Origin of the sequence: Pseudoalteromonas sp. SWXJZ94C, from assembly GCF_015864385.1 — a bacterium.
Taxonomy (GTDB): Bacteria; Pseudomonadota; Gammaproteobacteria; order Enterobacterales; family Alteromonadaceae; genus Pseudoalteromonas.
The window spans coordinates 56,976-79,518 of sequence record NZ_JADYXF010000018.1 but is presented as its reverse complement, the minus strand read 5'-3'; the positions used below and the strand labels follow the sequence as shown (position 1 = coordinate 79,518).

The 22,543-nt window shown below is 37.4% G+C and carries 19 protein-coding genes; 6 read left to right on the top strand and 13 right to left on the bottom strand.

The window, feature by feature from the left end:
- Positions 1-41: 41 nt before the first annotated feature.
- Positions 42-383 (top strand): YajD family HNH nuclease, encoded by a 342-nt coding sequence (locus I6F65_RS09670; protein ID WP_024611665.1) that lies wholly within the window; start codon positions 42-44, stop codon positions 381-383.
- A 68-nt stretch (positions 384-451) separates the two neighbouring features.
- On the opposite strand, the gene I6F65_RS09665 is transcribed toward I6F65_RS09670, so the two are convergent.
- Together I6F65_RS09665 and I6F65_RS09660 are read right to left on the bottom strand one after the other, a co-directional pair.
- Positions 452-886 carry a nuclear transport factor 2 family protein gene (locus I6F65_RS09665; protein ID WP_166111711.1) on the bottom strand — a complete coding sequence of 145 codons (435 nt, stop codon included), beginning with the start codon at positions 884-886 and terminating at the stop codon, positions 452-454.
- 102 nt (positions 887-988) lie between these two features.
- Positions 989-1,459, bottom strand: coding sequence for a YHS domain-containing (seleno)protein (locus tag I6F65_RS09660; protein WP_024611663.1), 471 nt, complete (start codon positions 1,457-1,459; stop codon positions 989-991).
- A gap of 126 nt (positions 1,460-1,585) precedes the next feature.
- Here I6F65_RS09660 and I6F65_RS09655 point away from each other — a divergent pair, with 126 nt between their 5' ends.
- On the top strand, positions 1,586-2,407 hold the full coding sequence (locus tag I6F65_RS09655) for an AraC family transcriptional regulator (RefSeq protein WP_197112651.1): 822 nt from the start codon (positions 1,586-1,588) through the stop codon (positions 2,405-2,407).
- Between the two features lie 24 nt (positions 2,408-2,431).
- On the opposite strand, the gene I6F65_RS09650 is transcribed toward I6F65_RS09655, so the two are convergent.
- The 3 genes from I6F65_RS09650 to I6F65_RS09645 all read right to left on the bottom strand — a co-directional run bounded on the left by I6F65_RS09650 (position 2,432) and on the right by I6F65_RS09645 (position 5,280).
- The gene (locus I6F65_RS09650) at positions 2,432-3,358 is read right to left on the bottom strand and encodes an alpha/beta hydrolase (protein WP_231613145.1); all 927 of its coding nucleotides are present in this window, start codon (positions 3,356-3,358) and stop codon (positions 2,432-2,434) included.
- A complete protein-coding gene (locus tag I6F65_RS21790; RefSeq protein WP_231613144.1) occupies positions 3,358-3,705 on the bottom strand; it encodes a hypothetical protein in 348 nt (115 codons plus the stop codon). The genes I6F65_RS09650 and I6F65_RS21790 overlap by 1 nt, the downstream gene beginning before the upstream one ends.
- 216 nt (positions 3,706-3,921) lie before the next feature.
- A complete protein-coding gene (locus tag I6F65_RS09645) occupies positions 3,922-5,280 on the bottom strand; it encodes a serine hydrolase (RefSeq protein ID WP_197112649.1) in 1,359 nt (452 codons plus the stop codon).
- Positions 5,281-5,463: 183 nt separating this feature from the next.
- On the opposite strand from I6F65_RS09645, the gene I6F65_RS09640 reads away from it, so the two are divergent.
- The gene (locus I6F65_RS09640; protein WP_197112647.1) at positions 5,464-6,114 is read left to right on the top strand and encodes a hypothetical protein; all 651 of its coding nucleotides are present in this window, start codon (positions 5,464-5,466) and stop codon (positions 6,112-6,114) included.
- Between the two features lie 148 nt (positions 6,115-6,262).
- On the opposite strand, the gene dgcA is transcribed toward I6F65_RS09640, so the two are convergent.
- The 7 genes from dgcA to I6F65_RS09605 form a co-directional block, all read right to left on the bottom strand.
- Entirely contained in the window at positions 6,263-7,297 is a 1,035-nt protein-coding gene (gene dgcA / locus I6F65_RS09635; RefSeq protein ID WP_197112645.1) for an N-acetyl-D-Glu racemase DgcA, read from the bottom strand.
- Positions 7,294-8,292, bottom strand: a complete 999-nt coding sequence (dgcN, locus tag I6F65_RS09630) for an N-acetyltransferase DgcN (protein WP_166111692.1) — start codon at positions 8,290-8,292, stop codon at positions 7,294-7,296. The genes dgcA and dgcN overlap by 4 nt, the downstream gene beginning before the upstream one ends.
- 121 nt (positions 8,293-8,413) lie before the next feature.
- The gene (locus I6F65_RS09625) at positions 8,414-9,289 is read right to left on the bottom strand and encodes a LysR family transcriptional regulator (protein WP_024611748.1); all 876 of its coding nucleotides are present in this window, start codon (positions 9,287-9,289) and stop codon (positions 8,414-8,416) included.
- Between the two features lie 22 nt (positions 9,290-9,311).
- Positions 9,312-11,036, bottom strand: coding sequence for a Na+/H+ antiporter NhaC family protein (locus tag I6F65_RS09620; protein ID WP_166111689.1), 1,725 nt, complete (start codon positions 11,034-11,036; stop codon positions 9,312-9,314).
- A 101-nt stretch (positions 11,037-11,137) separates the two neighbouring features.
- Positions 11,138-13,723 (bottom strand): M14 family zinc carboxypeptidase, encoded by a 2,586-nt coding sequence (locus I6F65_RS09615; protein ID WP_166111686.1) that lies wholly within the window; start codon positions 13,721-13,723, stop codon positions 11,138-11,140.
- Positions 13,723-15,303, bottom strand: coding sequence for an amidohydrolase family protein (locus I6F65_RS09610; RefSeq protein ID WP_166111683.1), 1,581 nt, complete (start codon positions 15,301-15,303; stop codon positions 13,723-13,725). Before I6F65_RS09610 ends, I6F65_RS09615 begins: the two co-directional genes overlap by 1 nt.
- 60 nt (positions 15,304-15,363) lie before the next feature.
- Entirely contained in the window at positions 15,364-18,375 is a 3,012-nt protein-coding gene (locus I6F65_RS09605; protein WP_197112643.1) for a TonB-dependent receptor, read from the bottom strand.
- A gap of 310 nt (positions 18,376-18,685) precedes the next feature.
- Between I6F65_RS09605 and I6F65_RS21785 the strand changes: the two genes are divergently transcribed.
- Complete coding sequence (locus tag I6F65_RS21785) at positions 18,686-19,279, top strand: DKNYY domain-containing protein (protein WP_197112672.1); 594 nt, start codon at positions 18,686-18,688, stop codon at positions 19,277-19,279.
- A gap of 51 nt (positions 19,280-19,330) precedes the next feature.
- Here the strand turns inward: I6F65_RS21785 and I6F65_RS09595 are convergent, their stop codons facing one another.
- Positions 19,331-20,101, bottom strand: coding sequence for a DUF1223 domain-containing protein (locus I6F65_RS09595; protein WP_197112641.1), 771 nt, complete (start codon positions 20,099-20,101; stop codon positions 19,331-19,333).
- 177 nt (positions 20,102-20,278) lie between these two features.
- On the opposite strand from I6F65_RS09595, the gene I6F65_RS09590 reads away from it, so the two are divergent.
- Together I6F65_RS09590 and I6F65_RS09585 are read left to right on the top strand one after the other, a co-directional pair.
- Positions 20,279-20,956 (top strand): glutathione S-transferase family protein, encoded by a 678-nt coding sequence (locus I6F65_RS09590; protein WP_197112639.1) that lies wholly within the window; start codon positions 20,279-20,281, stop codon positions 20,954-20,956.
- 368 nt (positions 20,957-21,324) lie between these two features.
- Positions 21,325-22,521, top strand: coding sequence for a diguanylate cyclase (locus I6F65_RS09585; RefSeq protein WP_024611756.1), 1,197 nt, complete (start codon positions 21,325-21,327; stop codon positions 22,519-22,521).
- The last annotated feature ends 22 nt before the right edge of the window (positions 22,522-22,543 follow it).

The following is a 22,543-nucleotide window of genomic DNA, read 5'->3' as shown; positions in this document are numbered from 1 at the left end:
TGTATTTTAAACACCATAACAACACATTAAACAGGAATACTATGAGTAAGAATAACAGTGAACCTCAGGCTTATGTTAAGCAAGAGGAAGGTTATCGAATAAAAGCCTTAAGATTGTACCCTTGGGTATGCGGACGTTGTGCTCGTGAGTTTGAGTACTCTAATTTACGTGAGTTAACGGTGCATCATGTTGATCACAACCACAGTAATAATCCTGAGGATGGCAGTAATTGGGAGTTATTGTGTATTTATTGCCACGATAATGAGCACAATAAATACCACGAACATATTATGTATGGCGGGTCGACTACAGAGCGAAAAGTAGAGGCAGCAACGCATTCTCCGTTTGCTGATTTAAAAGCGCTGTTAAATAAGTCAAAGTAATATTTTAACCGAGTTAATGGTTAAATAAATATACTCTAATTTTATAACAGCGATTACTGGCTTAGCAGTTATTGCAAAATGTAAGCTTTAGCGATTATTTTCCATTCATTATCTAATTTAGATAATGTTAGTGCATCATAAAAACGGTTTGTAGAGCGAAATAAAACAACAGCTAAACGATCGTCAACTATGTTCATACTAATAATTTCACCATCGAGGTTTCCACCCGCTGGATTTTTGTTTGATGCCCATTGGTTAAGCACACTGGTCATATCTTTATATGACTTAATAACTTCTTTACCGTCGTCGTTTTTTACTACGCCAACCATTGTTGCGTGCTCTGCTGAAAATGCGCGAAATAAACGCTCTTTACTCGCCTCGCCTTGACCCTGAAAGTAGTCGTTTACTGCGGCTTTTATCGCGACTTTATCAGAGGCTTTATCTGCGTGTGCACTGAACGATAAAAAGGTAACACTTATAATAACTAACAACGATTTCAACATAAAACTCTCTTACTGCTAATAATGAACAACGCACTAAATTTAAGGTTGCAGGTGTAAGCTAAAGCAACCTCATAATATTATATTTAAGCTAAGCCTTATTTATTAAAGCTCTTTTGCTGTTTTGTCTTTTATGTCAAACCAGTTTGAATCGGCTGAGTTAATAAAGCCTGGTACGTCTTTTAGCCATTGTTTTTGAACTGATTTATCAAGATTTAAATAAAGTTTGTTTTCAACAATTTTGAAAGCTTCTGGATCTACGTCAAACTTTTTCTCCATTGAAACACCAAACGCACAAAAGCCACCAAATTGTGGTGCGTATTTTTCTGGATTAGCTCTAAATAAGTCGCGGTGCTTAGCTGAACTGAACTTATAAATGGCATTTTTATGTGTTGCAGTGTATTCAGAGCTGCCTGTTACCGCTTTGTTTTGGGTAAAGTAAGCAACGGTATCATAACCACTAATTGCAATGTCGTTAACGTCGGCATTTGCGTCTATGTCTGCTGCAAAGCTTAATGAACTTGCAAGTACCGATGCTGCAAAAAAAGCTGATTTAGTGAGTGTCGAAAATTTCATGTGTATCTCCAAAGAAAAATTAAATAGGTTTGTTTGTTTAAAACTCAACTGTACTTTATCGTTATTATTTGGTTAATATGCGTCTATTAGTCTGTATTTTCATACCAATAATCCAAAGGAGCGTTTATGGACGTACTTTCGAGTGTGTTGAGTCATTTTTCACTTAATGCGAATGTGTTTTTTAGCGGCAATATGTGTGGTACGAGCGATTTTAGTGAGGATCAAGGTGTTGGGCATTTACATTTATTACGTTCTGGTACGTTAAAGGTGCTTAGTAATAGTGGCTTTGAAGTAGCTTTGTCTAAGCCTTCGGTTATCTTTTTTCCTCACTCTACAGGGCACTGTTTGTTTTCGGATAAAAGCGACGGTGCTGATTTAGTGTGCGCACAAATTAGCTATCAAAGCGGTGGGCATAGCCCTTTATTACAGGCTCTCCCTTTTTGTTTAAATTATGAATTAACAGGTGATGGATTGTTAGAGCAAAGCGCTTTTTGGATTTTTGAAGAGGCATTTAAAGACGCCAGCGGTAAGCATTTAATTATAGACCGCTTATGCGATGTGTTTTTAATTAGTGTGCTGCGAAAAGTACTAGAAGAGGGCGCAATTAAAAGTGGGATGATGGCTGGGCTTACTCACCCTCAGTTGGCTAAGGTATTAATAAAAATACACCAAACCCCAGAACAAAATTGGTCGCTCAGCACTATGGCTGAGGAGTGTGGTATGTCGCGCTCTAAATTTGCCGATACGTTTAAACGAGTAATTGAGCAAACACCGGCTGACTATTTGGCTGATTGGCGTTTGTCGGTTGCTAAAAAGCTTATTTTAAAAAATCAAAATATGGATTTAGTGGCTAATCAGGTTGGGTACGAAAATGGCTCTGCACTTGCCCGTGTATTTAGAAAAAAAACAGGGCAAGCGCCAAAAGAGTGGTTATTAAGCCAGCAATAATTTTTGTTTTTTGTGTGCTAACTACTATTCGTTTTTAATTAGGTAATTTGAATCGAGCGACCAAAAATTGTTTTCGAGTTTTTGCAGAGGTCGTTTTTTAGAGCCTGGCGATGCTTTATGTAGTATCAAATTAATGAGATCAGAACTTACCGCCGGATCACTATGAAAGTAATCATGACCTATTAAGCTGCCAGATTTAGGCACTTTAATTAGGCTTACGTTACCTACTGAGGTAAATATGTCTTGCTCGTTTATGTTTACATCTTTTGTGTTTAACCTACCAAAACTTAAGCTGTTTGTTAGCCATTGTGAAATACCCAATGCGCTATCTTCTTGAGAGGTGTAAATAGTGATTTTTCCAAATGCGGGCCCAAATTGCTCAGCCATTAGCCTTTGCTTAATAATACCAAAATCAAGATCGGGAGCAGCTAAAATTAAGTTTTCAATACGCAGGTCTTCTCGGGGATTTCCGCCACTGGCTCTGTTTTCAATTATAAGCTCTCTAAGTGTTGTGGTTACTACATCTGTGCCACGGCTATGCGCAATAATATGAATATTTTCTATTTCAGGATTTTTAAAAAGTAGTCGTAAGGTTTCTTTTAAATGAAAAATAGTAAATTGACCAGACTCTTTATCTTCAAAATAGCCGGTTAATCCTGTGGCAGCAGCAGGCCAAGAGTAAACAATAGGTACGCCTTGTCGGTTTAAAAAATGCCAAATACCAGTAAGAGTAAATACCGATTCGTTAAAGGTATTATTAAAGCCATGCACAAACAAAATAACATCTTTATTATTACTGTTTTTTAAACGCTGATTAATATTTTTGTTTAATTGGGTTTCGTGAAAAATTTTGCGTTCTAAAATATCTTCGTCAATTTGGAGCTTATCTTTTACGCGTCTAAATTTATAAGGCGATAAAGGAAAGCGACCTAATTCATCGGCTTGTTCCATTACGTAGTTAAATTAGCGGAGCGATTTTTAAGATTACTTTGCTCTAATAGCTCACCCCACTGCAACGACTTATCGCCAAAATTTACTTTTGCTACACCGTATGCAATTGATGGCGAACGACTTGCGTTATACATAACACCTTCTTTTTCAGACACGGCACGGTCTGTAACATACAGTAATTCCATACTAGTATTATGCAGATTTTTAGGCACATCATTTTCTGAATAAGGTGTGCTCACATATAAATTAGGCGTAGGCATTAAGGTTGGATTTGAAGTGCATGCAGAGAGTAAAAAAACGAGTAAAGGAGCGAAAATATAGGATTTACCTAGAGAGTGGAAAAGCATGTTTATTCCTTATTTTCGATTTATAAGTAATTTTAAAAAGGTTAAGCATAAAAATAACATATAAAAAATAACAGGTTTATTACCTTTTATACATTTACGCTGTTTTTTATAACATATTATTGCGCTAATGAGGATATAAGATTGTAATACCCACGCTTATAAGTAGAGTAAGCGTGGGTATGGTTGTTTGAGATAACTTTAACCTTAACGCTAAAATTAAATTTTAATTGCCTCGGAAGGGATTGTTGATAATCCACTAAAATATTTCATCACTAATTGTCCTTGGCTTTTTTTCTCTATTACTAAGTAATTGTTTGAATTAGGGTAGTAAAAGCTATTTTTAGACATAGTAATAAGTTTTAATTTGTCGCCACCGGTGCGTTGTGAGTACAAAGTATTATTTTCAAAAATTAGGCTGCGTAAGGTATTTTCATCAATACGGTAATCACCTAATACGGGCGCTAGTTGTTGCACTGTTACATCGGCTTTTTTGAATTCGGGCAGTACGGTACCAAGTGCTTTAGCGGTAAGTTTTTCGTTAATAAAAATAGGGTTTATGTGGTTTGAATTAGCGAGTACGGCTACATATAGCTTTTGCTCTGGTATGTAACGTGCGTGTGCTAAAAAGCCATTTATACCACCTGTGTGTTTAATTACGGTGTATTCATTCAAAGGCTCAATAATTAATCCGTAACCGTAGGATGAAAAGCTGCCGTCGTTGAGCTTAAAAGGACTGACCATTTTTTCATAGCTTGCTTTACTAATAAGTTGCCCCGTTGATAACGCGTTAAACCAAATGTTTAAGTCGGTTGGGGTAGATATAAGCGCTCCTGCGGCATAAGGCCAGTCCATATTAATATAACTTGTGTTTATAAAGCCTTGCTCTGTTTGCTCATACCCCGCTGCGCGGTGAGCAACAATTTCTTGCCCTTCATAGCTGCTTTGAGTCATCCCTAGTTTTTTAAATATATTTTGTTCAATAAAGTCTTTATAAGATTGCCCACTCGCTACTTCAATTATTTTACCAAGCAGTGAATAACCGGTATTTGAATAAGCCATCGCTTCACCGGGTTTAAATACCATAGGGTGTTTGGCAAATCTCGTGAGCGTATCGTCAACGCTGGTGGGTACTTGTATTTCCTTATCGAATAGGTCGTCGTCATCTGTGTAGTTTGCCATGCCCGATGTATGAGTTAACAAGTTTTCGATTGTGACAAGGTTGCCCTCTGTAGGAAAGCTTGCAACATACTTATGAATATCATCAGAGGTTAATAACTTACCTTGCTCTTGTAGCATCATAATTGCAGCGGCAGTAAATTGCTTTGAAATAGAACCCAAGCGCAAAACACTTTGATCGTTAAGTGCAATGTTGTGTTCTAGGTTAGCAAGCCCGCGCGATCCTTTAAAAAGTACTTTGCCATTTTTGCTAATAATTACCGATACCCCAGGTGCGTTTTCAGCAAGGTTATCGTTAAGAATTTGCTGATACTGCAAAGCTGTTGGCTCTGCTTTTAAAAAATGCGGTATTAATAGGGCGAGGGCTAACAAACAGCTCGTATAGAATGGCTTAATCATATTTATCCTTTTTTATTTTTATACCAAACCGATTAATGGGTTTGACGTTCCTTGTATTTTATAGTGATTTAATATTGCACAGCTAAAAAGTAAACACAATTATTGGATTTTATAGAGGATCAGTAATCGGTATAATAACTACGTTTATTGATTTTTATTAAATTTCGCAAGGAAGGTGTTTATATGCCTGATATAACGGCACTTTTTTATGTAGCTATTATGGCTTTTTACTTATTGCGCTCAAATGATGGAAGTAAGCTTGTTATAGCTGTGATGGCTTTAGCTGCTATCCCTCTATTTACAGATAATTATTGGCAATGGTTACAGTTAAGCGGGCTGTTAAGTATCCTTATTGTAATTATAGAAAGAATGAAAGTAGATGCTACCGCAGTCGGTGCAATTGGGGTGTTAGTTGCTCTATTTATGGGGGCTTTTATTTTAAGTATACTTATTAATACTGTATTGGTATTTGTGAGCAACTTTGAGTTTTCTACTTTTAACGTTAAAAACCCCTTAAACTACGAATGGTCAACCTCTATTCTTTGGTTATATTGCCTTGCTTTTGTCATCCAGTTATTCGTTATTTTACGAAGTATTAAAAAGCCTAAAGCGTTGTTTGATAGTAATATAATAGGACTCTCTTTAGCCGTGTTACCACATTATTGCGGCTCATTTTTGTATGGGCTTATGCTGAGCGTGGCTATTATTGCTACTCTTTACTTAGTCGCTTTTGTTTTAAAAACAAATTCTGAACAACGCTTTGAGTTTACGTATAACGGGATGTGTGTATTACTAACAAGTTGTTTGGTTAAAGGTATTATGAATGCTTTTTAGTTTATTAGATGGGTTTTAAACTGCGGGTGCGTATTTTTAATGTGCCTGCCGTTCACTCAATAGGCACTTTAAATGAGTGCAGCTTGCTACAGTAGGGCTACCAATATTAGCCTGTTTGGTATCCCTTATTTACATAATCACTTTTTATTTACGCTAACAGCTTAGTTAAATCTTGATTGTTTTTACCTCCCCACAAGTGGGTATTTAGCGGTTGCATAACGCCTTGGTTAAATTTAAAACCGTGTGATCTGTCTGTATTAATTAGCAGTGGTCCATCTAAGTCGACGTACGTGGCTTCGCTGCTTAATAAAGATAATGGTGCCATAGCAAGCGAGCTGCCAACCATACAACCCAGCATTATTTCAAAGCCTTGTAGCTTTGCTTCTGCAGCTAATAGGTTTGCCTCGGTTAAGCCACCGGTTTTATCTAGTTTAATGTTAATAACGTCATATCGGTTTTTTAGGTACGGTAAATCTTTGCGAGTATGGCAAGATTCATCTGCGCATAATGCAATGGGTGACTCAAAATTTAATAACTCGATATCGTCGCCAGCAGGCAAGGGTTGCTCTATTAAAATTACATTAAGTTTTTTTAATTGCTCACAACATGTCACTAAATCATGAAAGTTCCAGCCTTCGTTTGCATCTATAATAAATTGGCTATTTGGCGCCACGTGCGCGATTGCAGTCATTCTTTCAATAATATTTTGGTTATCTAGTTTTACCTTAACCAAAGGTGGGTTATTTAAAGCCGTAACAGCACCAGCCATTGCTTGTGGAGTATCAATACTTAGTGTTTGTGCGCAAATACACGCAGTTGTTTGCTTGTTTAATAGCTGGGCAACCGTACTATTTTGCTGCTTTGCTTTTAGATCCCACAAAGCGCAATCAAGAACATTACGAGCAGCTCCTGCGGGCATATTAGCAACGAGTGACGTAAAGCTATTTTTAGGCGTTTGTTTGCTAAGCAGGTTTATGTTTTCAACGTCTTCTATAACACTGCTTACAGACTCATCATAGCGTATGTAAGGAACGGCTTCTGCCCAACCATAATTTTGGCCATCACTAATTATTACTACAACAACCTCTGTTTGTGTTTTTGCTCCTCGGGAAATTCTAAAAACAGATTTTAATGGTAATGATTGATGACATACTTTGATTATTTTAATTGGTTTTTTATTCATGGTAAGTTTTCCACAATTAATGCTGTGCCATCACGCACGGGGTCAACGCAAGGTAATGAAAATTCTTTACTTAATTGCTCGCAAATTTCACGTCCTTCTTGAACACTCACACTTGAGGTATTAATTGCAATGCCAGCAACTATTACATTGGGGTTTGTTAATTGTGCTGCACTTATATTTTTTTCGATTGTTTGTGCAATGCTCGGAAATGCCGTGTTTGGTAGGCCACGCATATGCGTGCGATTCAAAGCATGGCAAATCACTAAGGCATCGGGTTGCGAGCCGTGTAGTAAACCTAAACTAACACCAGCAAATGCAGGGTGAGACAAAGAGCCTTGCCCTTCAATAATATCCCAGTGTTGTGCATGGGCATCGGGTGATAGCGATTCTACAGCGCCTGAAATAAAGTCAGCAATTACACAGTCGATTGCAATGCCTGTTCCGGCTACCAAAATTCCACATTGGCCTGTGGCGCGAAAGCTCACATCAAGCCCTTTTTGTTGCATGGCTTTTTCAAGGCTTAAAGAGGTATACATTTTTCCTACTGAACAATCAGTTCCAACCGTTAGTAGTCGTTTACCAGAGCGTTTACGCCCAGTACCTGTCGTAAATTGAGCTGTAGGGTGGCGAATATCAAACAAATTACAATTAGCGCTATAGGCTTTACTTACCACTTCAGAAAAATTAGTAAGTTTGTCGTGCAGGCCACTAACTATATCCATACCTTGATTTAGGGCTTCTAAAATATATGGCAGCCATTTTTTATCAAGTAAGCCACCACTATTAGCAAACCCTAACACAAATGTTTTTGCGCCTAATTTAGCTGCGTCACTAATCGTATATTTAGCCAATCCCGTTGTTACTGTACAACCTGGGGTGCTTAGCTCACCTATGCATAATTCTGGGCGCCAATCAGCAATACTTTGCGCCATTTTTATTGATAATTGATCTGTTGCATCACCAATAAACAACAAATAAGGAGAAGTGATTTTCATAGTTGGTCTCTAATATTTAAAGCAAAAATGCGTTTAATTGAGAATATAATATTAGAGATACAATGAAAGTGAGAAGAATTAGAAAGGCTATAACCTTTGTCTATATGGTTATTTAAAGCCTTTAAATACAGGTAGTTAATTTATCTAAAAAGCTAACCGACGCTTTTGATAATGCGCTGTTTTCTAGGTGTAGTGCATTTACGGTAAAATTAAGGGGGGGATTAAATGAAGCAATAGCAACGTTGTCTGATAAGTTTCCTAGTGCGGTGTACTTATCAACAATACAAATACCGGCACCTTGGGCAACTAATCTGGCGGCAATAAAGTAGGTTTGAACTTTTATTGTCGAATTTATCACAATGTGTTCTTCCATCATTCTACCCCAAAGTAAATTACCTAAAGGACCACTATCGCTAATATCAATAAATTCTAAATCGACTAAATTGTTAAGCGTTAACTGCTCGGGTAATTCGGGAAACGTTGTTTTGGGGTAAACAATTACTAACTCCGATTGCGCCAGTTCAATAGACTTTACTGAGGGCATTACACAAGGCGAAAATAAAATAGCAATGTCACATTTATGCTCTAACAGTGCTTGTAATACTTCGTTGTTATGAACTGTTTGCACATTAAAATGAACGTTTGGGTATGTTTTATGATACTGCGCAATTGCGTTTGGCAGTGCGTCAAACCCAAGAGCAGGAGTAACGCTTAAATTAATATTACCAAACTCCGCTTTTTTAATGTTTTCGGCTGTACTTTTTATTGAGCGCATTTGTTGATAAATTTTATCTACTTCATCAAATAACATGTTGGCTTCATCTGTTGGGATGAGGCGTCCTTTTATGCGTTCAAATAACTTAAAACCCAACTGCATTTCAGCATGAGATAAAACTTTGCTTACTGATGGCTGAGATACATGAAGCATTTTTGCTGCATTGGTTATTGAGCCATTTGTGTAAATGGCATGAAATACTTCTATATGTCTTAAACGCATGACTCACTCCTTGTATTAATATTTATGCAAAAAAGTAAACTAAGCCGGTCCATAAAACGGCAGCAACGCAAGCTGCAAAGGTTGCTGGTACTAATTGTGATTTAACATGATCCATTAAATCGCATCCGGTTGTCATGGAGCTGAGTATTGTAGTGTCTGAAATAGGCGAGCACTGATCGCCATACACACTGCCATTTAATACTGCGGCAAAACATACCATCATAAACAGTTCCGGATTTGCTAATTCTTGAGATTGGCAAAGAGCCCAAGCAAGTGGCATTGCTAAGGGAAATGCAATGGCATAAGTGCCCCAGCTTGTGCCTGTTGAAAATGCAATTATTACCGTGATCAGTTGTAAAATAACGGGTAGTAACCAAAATGGTAGTTGCTCACCAAGTTGTGATACTAAATATAATCCTCCACCAATTTGCTTACTAATACTACCTATAATCACTGCTAACATTAAAATAACTGAGGCAACAACAACTCCTTTTAAACCAGTTCCAAAACCTTCAATTAAGTTATCAAGAGACATGCCTTTAGCGAGTGCAATAAAAGCAGACATCAAAAGTGCGACTCCAAATGCCCAGTTAACCTCGGGTGTACCAGTATAAACAAAGGTCATAACGGCAATGGTAATTAGGGTTAGTAACGGAAAAACAAACTCAAGCACATGTGGTTTATAGCCTTTAGGTACATTACTACCTTGTAGTTCTTTGGTGCTTAATGGTTTTGCTCCTGGGGCATCTAATTGGTTAGTTTGCAAAGCGCGCTTATGTGCTTCTTGCAGTCTTTTTCCTGAAAAACGAGTAACGTTTAAACTTAATAACAATGTGCCTAGTACAGCTAAAATACTATAAAAACTAAATGGAATACTGCTAAAGAAAAATTTAATACGGTCTGTTTCAGTGGCTAAAAACGACACCCCTGGTACAAATATTAATGCTTGTACGTAAGCTGGCCATGCATTAAACGCTAAAATTGATGCAATTGGAGAAGCGGTAGAGTCGACTATATAACTCATTTCTTCGTGGCTTACTTTTGCTTTATCGGCAAGAGGTCTTACCGTTGTGCCAACTAAGGTAGTGCTCATGGTGCCACCTTGAAAAAATAATATACCTAAAAGCCATGATATAAACTTTGCCGAACGCTGCCCTTTAACAAAGTGTTGGGTCATAAAGTTTGCAAACGCCTGAGCCGCTCCGGTTTTAGACCAAATGCCGAGTAATCCTCCAAGTAGCCATAAATAAAGTAATAACAACGCCGCAGTGCCTTCGCTGGCAAGGTTGGGAATTATGACCTTATCGGTAAGGTCGTACTCTCCAAGCATTATAGCGCCCACCACAATACCGCTAAATAAAGCTGTAAGTGGCTCTTTTGTAAGTAAGCATAAAATAATAGTGACGAACGCGGGTAATAAAGACCAAAAACCATAATGAAAGGCGGGTTTGAGCAAGACTAATTGTTTATCATTTTTTATTACCCACTGCTCAATAATACTAGGGGCTTTGTTATTTGCAGATAATGCGGATTGATTTATTAGTGATGATTGATAGGGCACTACGTCTTTTATTAGTATTTCTTTACCTTTATATGTATATGCGTTTAGACCTGATTTAGTGGTGTAAGTATCGTATTGATAGGATTGTTCAAGCCATGTTTGTTGGGTAAATAAATTGACATAAATAGCCAAGCATAAACTTCCCATTAAAATAACAGCAGCAAAAATATTTTTACTTATTATCATATTGTTACCTTTATTTTTATTCTTATTTATTAGAGGAAGCGGAACTAACAAAAATAAGCCGCAGCCACAAAAAAGCCTCACATATTTGTGAGGCTTCTATTTTACTCGGCTGCTAATGAGCGAGGATGAGAAAACAACGTTGAAAAAAACAAGCTGTTCATAAATAGTTTTTCGGTACCGTAAAAATAGCCCCTAAAATTAGGGTCATCACTAAATACAATAACACTACCTTGACCTAATCTTTGTGCAACAAGCATTGCTTTTTCTGCAAGTTGCAGTTGGTTTTCTGGTGATGCAAAACCAGTTAACAGGGGTTGCTTGGCTATTTTTACTATTGTTGCGTAAGGGTTTTTAGGCGGTTCGAAAGCGAGTAAACCACTGCGATGGCTTGCTATTTCTCGTCGCGTATAGCCGTAACCTAAAGGATGGGTTATATCGAGATCGCCGGCCATTACTGCACCACCAATAACATCTTGCGCCTCTAGTTTTGATTTATCCGCGTAGTCAATTCGAGGTTTATCCAAACCATGACCTTTATTTATTTTAACGGTGTTGAGCTTAAGTAATGTTTTACCTGCCCATTTAGCGCCATCTCCAATGCCGACAAATGTGCCGCCTGATTTAACCCAGTTGGTTACTTTGTCGCTAAGTGCAGGGGTTATATCTGAATACTTACCATCAGCCATTATTATATGTGTGTAGTTTGATAATTTAACGCTGTTTAAGCGACTTTTTTCTAATAATACAACCGGTATATTCATGCGTTTATCAAGTAAGTGCCATGCTTCACCAGCTTGATACTGCGACATACCCGGACCAATTACGAGCAATACCTTAGGTAAATAAACCGGCTCAATATTGTTACTACCTAAGTCCATACCAATACTTTGTGTATGGGCACTATTTAACGTGTATACAGGTACGCCATCTTGTTTTGCAGCATCGTTCATCAAACTATTTAACTTACTGCTATCTAAACCGCCTTGCCAACCAATAGACACAACAACACTGCCACGCTTGAAGGTTTTTACACCTTTATCTGTTTGGGCTTTAAATTCACTGTTTGCGATACGAGGACGATATCCATGGGCTAACAATTGGTATAAAACTTTAGGAGCATAGTAGTTGCTCCACTCAAATACATACGCTACTTGTGCTTTTGGTACTGTAGATTGAGTTGGGAAGATGGGTGTAGTTATATCGCCAGCTTTGTAGCTTTCTCTTGTTAGTGGATTATATTTAATCCCGAAAGCAAGCGGCATTGTCCAACCTGAAACATCATAAAAAGTATTGTTTTTAAATTTTGTAACGTTTGCAAATAAGCCCTTGATCATACGGTAGCTCGTTTGATTTGTTTCGGCTATGTAGGACTCTTGCGCTTTAAACAGTTTGCCATTTACTTTTAAATCTTTTAGTAACGGTTTTACGTTAATTTTATTACGATCTAGCAACTGTAAAAAGTGAAACATGCGAGCAGGGTCTTCAGGTGCAGTAAATACATAGGCTTTAACTTTATCGTCATCTGCCATTTCTTGTGCTTGTTTAGCAAAACCTTGTTGAAAGGTAAGCAGATCGGTTTTTTTATCAACAGCGTTATTTAGTAATGCTAAACCCACGTGGTAATAAGTACGAATATTGTCTCTAAACGATAAAATACCGCGTGGTGTTGATAACAAGCCCGCCGAACTAGCTTGCTCAAACAATATACCTAAACTGCCATATAAATGAGGGTAAGTTGCGCCTTTTCCTAAATAAAAATTATCGTACGCTTCTTCATTAAAATACAAGCGAGCTTCACTATCCATAAAGTCTCGTGGTCCTTGTACTACTTCACTTAATAAGTCCATTGCTTGTTTATTAATTAGGGGATGGACGCGATCTGGCGCTCCAGGATGAAAATAAAATGATTTATACGAGCGCATTTCATGAAAGTCAGCAACGATATTAGGTCGCCATTGATGAAACTTGCTTACCCAACCAATTGGCTCTGGTTGTTGTTGTAACATCCACTGGCGATTTAAATCAAACCAGTAATGATTAGTCCTACCCGATGGCCATGGCGATCCATGTAATGCATGATTAGGATCTGTTATATTTACGTTCGAAGAATATCTTAAATTCCAAGATGCTTCGCGGCTATTACCGTCTGGGTTCATACTTGCTGTTAATAAAATAACGCTATTATTTAATAGCTTATCTATTTTATCGCCTTGCGCTGCTGCTAAGTGATAAGCGATTGGTATTGCAGAATCAGTTGAGCTAACTTCCCCTCCATGAACACCAAAATTGATCCAACTAACAACAGGCATATTAGCTATAGGTAATTTAGCGCCTTGTTGTAAATCAATGTGCTGAGTACGCAGTTGCTCTAAGTTTTTTTGGTTTTCAGTGGAGGTAATTGTAAGGGTTAATATAGGTCGTTGTTCGTTACTGTATGCAATTACTTCATATTTAATACGATCTGACTTAGATGCTAAATACTTGAAGTAATCGATCATACGATCGTTACGAACCATTTGATCGCCAAGGCGGTGACCTAAAAAAGTATCTGGTGTTTCAATTGAAGGATCGAATACTACAGATGGGTCAAAAATAGTATCAGCTTGAGGAGCTGCATGTATGTTTATTGCAAAAAAGGAGGCGGCACATACAACAATAAATTTGAGATATAAAAAAAGATGTTTCATTACTGGCTTACCTTGGCTACTTGGTGCTGGCGGATTGCTTGACCCGCAAGATTATTAGTAAGCTTGCCTTGTGAAATAGCGAGCTCACCATTTATAACCATCCACTGTACACCTTCACTTAATTCTTCTGGGTGGATGTAATCAGCTTTTGGTATGAACTTATTTTCATCAAAAACTACAATATCAGCAGCATAACCTACTTTAAGCTCTCCACGGTCTTTTAAACCAAATGCTTTAGCTGTTAATGAACTACTACTGTTAATAAACTCATTGAGTGTTAGCCACTGTTTTTGTTTTACAAATTCATGGTACTTTTTTGGAAATGTAGCGTATTTTCGAGGATGACCTGGGCTACCATCAGATGAGGTCATTACCCAAGGTTGTACCATATATGCTTTAATATCTTGCTCTGACATATTAAAACTAGCAACTCTGGCGTTACCATCAATAACAATTTTTCGTGCTGCATCAATAGGCGATAATTCCCACATGGTGGCAATTTCAGCTAAGGTTTTACCACGTAGCTTTGCAAGGGTAGGGTCACTAATTAATAACGAATCAGCACCGCCTCTGCGGCGTAAGTTTTCTTGCATAGCTATTTTAAGTTCTGGCCATTGGGCTTCGTCTTTTACGCGGGCTAAGTATTCACTTTTATCACCAGCTAAAATTTCACGAGGCATTAAACTACCCGCAATACTGGTGCCCGACGCTCGCCATGGGTATTGATCTGCGGTTACGTCAATGCCTCTATCTTGTGCATTTTTAATCAATTCGATAACCGCTTTGCTCTCTCCCCACACGTCAACACCTAAGGATTTAATATGAGCGACATGAACGGGTAGTTTTGCTTTTTCGCCAATGGTAATTACCTCTTCAATCGCGCCTAGTAAGCCAACGCTATAAGAGCTTTCATCACGAATATGGCTGTCGTAAACGCCATTATAACGAGCAGCTACTTTTGCAAGCTCAATTACTTCTGCTGTTGTTGCGTAGTTGCCAGGTACATAATAAAGACCGGTAGATAAACCGAGAGCACCTGCCTGCATTGCTTTTTCAATTAAGCTTTTCATTTTAGCTAATTCGATATCAGTAGGTGGGCGATTACTACGTCCCATTACTGCTTTTCGTACTGAGCCATGACCAATGTACAACGCAACATTTGTTCCAATACCTTGATTTTCATATTCAGTAAAAGTGTTTGCTACATCAATATTGCCGCCCCCATCTACATTACAAAATACAGTGCTGACTCCTTGTGTTGTGTAATTAGCATTTAAGTTAGGCGTGGTGTTATCAACAAAGTCATTACATGCATGAGTGTGCGGGTCAATAAAGCCAGGGGCTACAATCATATTATTTGCATCAATAATTGTTTTGGCTTGTAAATTAGTCGGTAATTGCTCCTTAATGAAAATTATTTTACCTTTATCAATACCAATAACGCCTTGAATAGGCGCTTTATTTGAACCTTGATAAATAGTGTTCCCGGTAATTATCATATCAATGGGCGTGTTCTCGTGAGTGCACCCCACAAGGGTGGCTATAATTGCTACGAGTGCCGTTATTTTAGTTATTGGCATTACTTGTTCCTGCTTATACGGTAAAAAGAAGAGCAACCTAAGTTGCTCAGTTATGAAAATTTAATCAAAGCTCATGCTTAAACTAGCATAAAGGTAGCGACCTTCAATGTCATGTAAACTGGCTTCGTAACCATATGTTTCGTCTGCTAAAGGAGGTTCTTTATCGAACATATTACGCATACCAATACGAACACGAGTGCCCTCTAATGCGCCCGAATCATAGGTATATTGACCATAAAGACTAAACGTTACCCAGCTACCCACATGCCAAAACTCACCGGTGTCGTTGTGTACAGCACTGGTGTCATAAAAGTCACCAACATATTTGCCGTATAATCCAGCACCCCAGTTGTTATAACCCCAAGAAAGAGTGCTTGAAGCTTGCCACTCTGGTCGTCCATCCATTTGTATTAAGTTACCTACATCTTCTAAAGCAAGCCCTAGCTCCATTAATTTAGCCGATTCTTCATCGATACTTTGATAGGCTTTAAGTAGTTTTGCTGCGTTTAATTTAAAATCAAAATCGCCAAACTGAGTATCATTAATGCGATAGTTAACGCTTAAGTCTAAGCCTTCTGTAACACGAGAATCAAGGTTTTCAAATAAACCAATAACTTCACTCATATCGCCAACGGCGGCAAGACCCGAACCACTAAAAAATGCAATATCATCGACAGTCGCTTCAGAACGAACAACGTTACTATTACTACTGCCATTTAAACGATAGTAATAGTCTAAATCAGCAATATTTTGATTTGAGCGAATGCCTATTAAATCTTCTTGTTCTATACGCCAAAAATCAGCTGTAAAGGTAAGGTTGTCGATCATATCTGGGCTGTAAACTAAACCTAACCCGTAGTTATAATCATTTTCTGGTTTTAAATTTGAGTTTCCATAACGAATATTAGAAACACTATCGCTGCTGCTACATTCACTTAAGTTACTAAGCTCCCCTTTATTAATTTGCGCTTGGCAACGGTAGTAATCTGTTGGGTAATTTACCCGAGTAGTGCTAGCTGTATGAAGTTGCTCTAAGTTTGGTGCTCTAAAGCCTTCAGAGTAAGAGCCTCTAATTTGTAAGCTTTTTACTGGGTACCAACTTAAAACTACTTTTGGTTTAAAAACACTGCCTACATCACTGTATTGCTCAAAACGTCCTGCTAATTGAAAATCAAGTTTATCAACTAAAGGAATGTCCATATCGGGGCTAATTAAAGAGCCGGCTAATTCAATAAAGGCAGAAGATACATTACGTGAACCACTCGCATTAGGCTGACCGCTTGAGCCCATTACATCGGAGCCATAAGTCATATCGGTTACGCTATCAGTGTATGTGGTTGTTCCGTTTAGTCTATCGTCATATTTGTTTTCAAAGTTTTCATAGCGCCATTCAGCACCCAATGCTAATCCAACATCACCGCCAGGAAGAGAAAATAAAGAAGGTGTTGATACTTTAAAATCAACTAACCCTAATTCTGTTTCGCCAGTTCGTGAGGTGTCGATTAAAAAGCCATTAATTGTTTCTTGAGAGTTACAAAGAGCATTACAAAATGGGTTATAGGCTGAACTATCTTGTTTATTTACGCTATCTTGAAACAAGCTTAAACTTATACGGTTGTCTGTACTATCAACGGTTTTTGCTGCTGAATACAAAGCTGCGGTGTCCCAGCTCCAATCTGCTATATCTCCGCGAGCTCCACCTAAAAATCGGTATGACGTGTTTTTTACATTAATTTGTCGTGTACCAGCATCAACTACGCGATAGGCATCTATAGTTACATCTAAACCTTCATTTGGTATTGCATAACCAGATAATTGATTAGCGCCAGAGCCTAAAGGGTTCCAGTAAGCCGAGCTCGAAATAGTAACTGGGGCAGAAGTAAGAGTTGCTGTTTCGCCTCGCTGCGAGTTTGACTCAGCACGGTAATAACCAAGTTCACTATAAAGCTCGGTGTTATTGCCTAAATCGTGGTTAATAAATACAAATGTATTTATACGTTCGGTTTCGGGGATCAAAGTTCGGCTTGAGTTGGTATTGTATCCTTGGGTATCGCTACTAATACTTCCGCTATCGACACATAATCCATTTGATAAAACACATTGCTGGTCACTATCAGCGGAGTCTGCGCCTTCTACATGAAAACGACCTGCGGAACTTGTTAAACCATCCACTGATTCGCTTGCATCAAAACGTCCCCAAGGTGTTGTTGTTGATGAGTTACGAAAATTAGAATCGCCTTGCCAACTCGTGCCTTCAATAAATGGACGAAGATCGGAGTTAGCCGAACGATCATTTTCTGATGCCATGACTTCTGAGCCATAGTAGTAATTTGCAGTTGCGGTTACATTGGTCATTCCATCATTTAAATCCCAGCCAGCTAAAGCATTTAGATTAAGCTTTTCTCTGCTGGTATTTTCGGCTTGACCATATTGCATATCAAATCGGTAGCCACTGTAATCTTTACGCATTTGTGTATTTACAACGCCTGCAACGGCGTCAGAGCCATAAATAGCTGCTGCACCGTCATGCAGCACTTCAACTGCTCCAATGCCCATTACTGGTATTGAGTTCATATTAACGGTTGTGACCGGAACAGAGTTTTCGGTTTGCGATCCTGGGTGCTGTACTAAACGACGGCCATTTAATAATACAAGCGTGTTACCTGTGCCAATACTGCGTAAATTAATAGATGCAACATCTCCCCTTGATGCATAAACCCCGCTAACAACATCATTACCATTAAAACTAACAGTGCCGTTGCTAGGAATCGAAGCAAATAATTCACTACCAGATGTTGCGCCAATGGCATCAATATCTTTCGAATCAATAATAGAGACAGGTAACGCGCCGGTAATTGTAGCTCCTTTAATCATTGAGCCTACAATGCTAATAATTTCAACGTCTTTATCTTTTACTTTTTTAGTAGCGGTTCGACTTGGAATTGCTGTTTCATCAAGTTCATTTTGGCTGTTTTGTTCTGCTACAGTAGGTAGTGTCGTGATACCTAACGCAGATACTAAACACAAAGTTATTTTATTTAATTGATACTTAGATTTGTATAGCGGATTCATTTTATTCCCCTGTTGTACTTTCTTTTAATCGTTATATTTATAGTTTTGTGCGTTCATAGATTGCACAAAAAGACTAAATATGACAATTGACAAAAAAGCCCCCTCCTATAACCTAAAGTTATGGGGTCTATACACATAAATAAGTCGTTTTAGAGTGGATTTATGGTGTAATTAACATAAAAGTTGTGGCTTAACATCCCATTAAAAAATTGATATGTATACCTTTTTATTGGCTACTAAAGCTGGCTAGCAGCTCTAGGTAAATACTTTGATTTACAGTGTGTAAAAATGTTTTAATTATTTAAGTTAAATAGAATTTATTACTTGGTTAGACTCAATTGAATATAAAAATATCGATAGTTTAAAAATAGTAGGTAGTAGTTATTTAATTGTTGATGGAAAGGTTTTTCTTGTTACTAAACAAATAGCTAATGCTCAAGCAGCCGAGTTTGAATTATTAAGTAATCCTTGTTTTAGCAAGGATTCAGAATGCGTTTTTTATGATGGATTAATACTTAAAAATGCAGAGGCGAAAACATTTCATTTATTGAATGATTATGGTGATTATGCAACAGATGGAAAAAATATGTACTATCAAAAAAATGAACTAGAAGGTGTTAATGCTCAGTGTTTTGAGCTTTTAGACTCATTTTCTTTATTTGGACATGATGGAAAAAATGTTTATTTTGAACATCATAAAATTTCTGATATTGATATAAGTAGTATAGAAGTAATCTCGCATCATGAAGCAATTAAAGACGCTAAAAATGTATATTGGAAAGCAAATAAAGTGCTAGGAGCTGATCCAAAAACATTCACGTGTACTTACAGCGAATACGATAAATATAATGCTGAAGATAAAAACTGCTTTTATAAAAATGGTATTTTAGTCAAGAAAAAGTAACTTAGTCACTCATACTGCTATTTATTATGAGTGACCTTGCTATTTTTAATACTAAAGCCAATCGGCTGCTACTTGTAGTGGGGTAGGGTCATCTTTTTTAGATACCCAAAACACTAAGGCTTGTTTAGTCGGTGATACATCAACAGCGTGTGGTAATGTTAAGTTAGCAGCAGCTAATTTATGATTAGCTGACATGCTGTTTTGCTGATAACCAATAACAACAAATTCGTGTTTTAACTTGTTACCTACATTCTCGCCTGCGTGTATTTGCGTTTCTATACCAAAACCTAAAAGCGCAACATGTGCGACTAAATTTTGGTTACTAGCGTGTTCGGTATTAGTTGCATCGTACTCAACATCTATTTCTGAGTTGTTTATAGTCGCTTGTAAATTACCTAAATATGGGGTTTTAGATTTAGGTATTGCTTGCTTATAAAACCAACCTTGCCAGCCGCTGCCGTCAACCATAAAGCCTGGAGTTGCTACAATACGGCTTTTGCCGAGTGCTTTATAAGTACGTTGCCTTTTACTAAAAACGGCTGAAGCAAACGGGTCTTTCCATCCTAAGTAATCCCAGTAAGTAACATGAAAATTAATTGGGATTAAATCAGTCCATAGTTTTTCATCGTCTGTAAATTTTGAAATCCACTTTTCAGCTGGTGGGCAACTACTGCAGCCTTGTGATGTATAAAGTTCTAAAAAGGTAGTTTGATTAGCTGTACTCGAAATAGTTATTTGCTCTGCTGCTTGGCTTTGAGAGCAAAAAATTATTAACCCAGTTAACGCTATAGATAATGGACGGGATAGTGCTTTAAAAGGCATGTTACTTCTCGCAAAGGCTGATATTGCATTCAGCCTAAATGATATTTACGAATGAAGTATCACGAAACACTCACAATTAAATCACGTTTTAACTCCATATTTAACTTATTGAAAACTTAATTTGAACGATTGCTCAAGCTGTGCTTTAATCGTTATTCAATTATTGAGGAATATTACATGATTAAATTTTATTTTCACCACACTCCTAACCCAATGAAGGTTGCACTTTTTTTAGAAGAAACAGGTCTACCATTTGAGCTTGTTCCTCTTGATACTTTAAAAGGTGAGCAACATACACCTGAATTTAAAGCAATTAATCCAAATGCTAAAGCACCTGCAATAGTTGATGGTGAAACTCGTGTATTCGATTCGAACGCTATTTTAATGTACCTTTCTGAAAAATACGGAAAGTTAGCAGGTAAGGCAGAAGATCGTGCTGAAATGCTGTCATGGTTAATGTTTATCGCATCGGGTTTAGGTCCGTATTCAGGACAGTCTGTGCATTTTAGACACATGGCGCCAGCAGGGCTTGATTACGCGGTTAACCGTTATTTACGTGAAGCGCAGCGCCATTACGAAGTGCTTGATGCGCACCTTGAAGGTCGCGATTTTATTGTAGGTGATACGTATACAATTGCTGATGTTTCAGCCTGGGGCTGGATTGATAAAGCACCGGTTGTATTAGGTGAAGAGGGCTTAGCACCGTACCCTAATCTTAAGCGTTGGTTTGAAAGTATTGATAGCCGCCCAGCGGTTGCACGTGCACGTGTAATTGGTACTGATGTAGCATTTAAAAAAGATTTTGATGAAGACGCTAAAAAAGCGTTTTTCCCTTCAAACTACCCTAAAGTATAATTTTTAGGGCGTTATTAAATACGTTATAAAAGTAGGTCAGGTTTTATCTGACCTACTAACAATTAAAAAGCTAACTTCCTCTCCTAAAATCATAGCGTTTATTATTTCTTACTTAGGGATAATACGACCTCTAATTCTTCAATTTAATTATCGCTTTAATATTAAAATATTTAATAACAAACAAATTCACTTAAATATTCAAGACTAAAGAATTGCTTTTTTAAGCCTATTTACAGTCGCTCTAAATTAATTACGTATTATAAGGGGAATTAGTCACTTAACTTAGATTTTACAGTCAATACTATTTAGAATTGAATTAATGGTTGCACTTTGTAGCCTCAAAATAATAATTATGGTGCTGCAAAAAAATGACAAAAAAACCAACTCATATTGAAATTAATAATCCAAGAAAAGTACTTACTTATACGTATGTAATTTCTTTATCCGTTATTGCGATGTTGTCTATTGTTGTACATTTTATGTTAGATCACGTTATTGCTGAGCAAAGTACAACAGGTAAAGTGGTTAATGTAAGTGGAGAGCAAAGAATGCTATCGCAGCGAGTAAGTTTATTTGCTGTTGAGTATTTAACTTTAGGTACACCAGAAGCCAAATTTTTAGCTTTGGCTTCTTTAAATAAAATGCAAATAAATCATCAAAATCTATTGAGCGATTATTACAAAGCATTAAAAGACAAAGAAGCACTGACGCTATCTGTAACTCTACAAAATATGTATTTTAAAGAGCCGCAAAATGTTGATGGCAAGTTAAAGCTTTTTACTAAGCAAGTTGAAGCTGCATTAACTTTAAAACCAGGTGATCAACAAGGATATGAAAATATAAAAACAGGCTTTTTAGCAATGGCTAAAGAGCCTTTATTAAATGCTTTAAATATGGTTGTAATGCAATACGAGAAAGAAAGTATTGATAAAGTGAATGAGCTGCGATTTGCACAAAATGTAGTTTTGGGCATTATTATATTAACTATTTTAATTGAAGCATTTTTAGTTTTTCGTCCTATGGTTGATCGAATTAGTAAATTTGCTTATAAATTACAATACGATGCTAGCTTTGATCATTTAACGGGGTTATTAAACCGACGCTCATTTAATGTGCACGCAACCAAAGCCATAATAGCGAGCCGTAGTCATAAACAAAAACTTGGTGTAGTTATTTTTGATATTGATTTATTTAAACGCATTAATGACACGTATGGTCATGCTGCTGGTGATTTAGCTATTCAGCATGTTTCTAATATCCTTAAAGAAAGTTGCCGTACAGCTGATTGCGTAGCTCGCTTTGGCGGCGAAGAATTTGTAATGTTACTACCCGATATGAATGAAGACGATTGTTTTCATTTAGCAGATAAAATTCGCGAAAAAATTAAAACTAGTCGTTTTCAATTTGAAAACACGACTATAGAGCTCGCTATAAGTGCCGGGGTTGCAATGTTAGATGAAGGGCAGGTTGATATTGAAGAGCCTCTTCGCCTAGCTGATGAGGCTTTATATGACTCTAAAAATAATGGTCGAAACCTAGTAACTCTATATAAAAAATCTAAATAGAGGATTATAAACTAGGCTGAAA

What these genes read in the sequence shown, in the direction of transcription:
- I6F65_RS09670 (WP_024611665.1), top strand. Translation starts at nt 42, where the DNA reads ATGAGTAAGAATAACAGTGAACCTCAGGCTTATGTTAAGCAAGAGGAA.
- I6F65_RS09665 (WP_166111711.1), bottom strand. Translation starts at nt 886, where the DNA reads ATGTTGAAATCGTTGTTAGTTATTATAAGTGTTACCTTTTTATCGTTC.
- I6F65_RS09660 (WP_024611663.1), bottom strand. Translation starts at nt 1,459, where the DNA reads ATGAAATTTTCGACACTCACTAAATCAGCTTTTTTTGCAGCATCGGTA.
- I6F65_RS09655 (WP_197112651.1), top strand. Translation starts at nt 1,586, where the DNA reads ATGGACGTACTTTCGAGTGTGTTGAGTCATTTTTCACTTAATGCGAAT.
- I6F65_RS09650 (WP_231613145.1), bottom strand. Translation starts at nt 3,358, where the DNA reads ATGGAACAAGCCGATGAATTAGGTCGCTTTCCTTTATCGCCTTATAAA.
- I6F65_RS21790 (WP_231613144.1), bottom strand. Translation starts at nt 3,705, where the DNA reads ATGCTTTTCCACTCTCTAGGTAAATCCTATATTTTCGCTCCTTTACTC.
- I6F65_RS09645 (WP_197112649.1), bottom strand. Translation starts at nt 5,280, where the DNA reads ATGATTAAGCCATTCTATACGAGCTGTTTGTTAGCCCTCGCCCTATTA.
- I6F65_RS09640 (WP_197112647.1), top strand. Translation starts at nt 5,464, where the DNA reads ATGCCTGATATAACGGCACTTTTTTATGTAGCTATTATGGCTTTTTAC.
- dgcA (WP_197112645.1), bottom strand. Translation starts at nt 7,297, where the DNA reads ATGAATAAAAAACCAATTAAAATAATCAAAGTATGTCATCAATCATTA.
- dgcN (WP_166111692.1), bottom strand. Translation starts at nt 8,292, where the DNA reads ATGAAAATCACTTCTCCTTATTTGTTGTTTATTGGTGATGCAACAGAT.
- I6F65_RS09625 (WP_024611748.1), bottom strand. Translation starts at nt 9,289, where the DNA reads ATGCGTTTAAGACATATAGAAGTATTTCATGCCATTTACACAAATGGC.
- I6F65_RS09620 (WP_166111689.1), bottom strand. Translation starts at nt 11,036, where the DNA reads ATGATAATAAGTAAAAATATTTTTGCTGCTGTTATTTTAATGGGAAGT.
- I6F65_RS09615 (WP_166111686.1), bottom strand. Translation starts at nt 13,723, where the DNA reads ATGAAACATCTTTTTTTATATCTCAAATTTATTGTTGTATGTGCCGCC.
- I6F65_RS09610 (WP_166111683.1), bottom strand. Translation starts at nt 15,303, where the DNA reads ATGCCAATAACTAAAATAACGGCACTCGTAGCAATTATAGCCACCCTT.
- I6F65_RS09605 (WP_197112643.1), bottom strand. Translation starts at nt 18,375, where the DNA reads ATGAATCCGCTATACAAATCTAAGTATCAATTAAATAAAATAACTTTG.
- I6F65_RS09595 (WP_197112641.1), bottom strand. Translation starts at nt 20,101, where the DNA reads ATGCCTTTTAAAGCACTATCCCGTCCATTATCTATAGCGTTAACTGGG.
- I6F65_RS09590 (WP_197112639.1), top strand. Translation starts at nt 20,279, where the DNA reads ATGATTAAATTTTATTTTCACCACACTCCTAACCCAATGAAGGTTGCA.
- I6F65_RS09585 (WP_024611756.1), top strand. Translation starts at nt 21,325, where the DNA reads ATGACAAAAAAACCAACTCATATTGAAATTAATAATCCAAGAAAAGTA.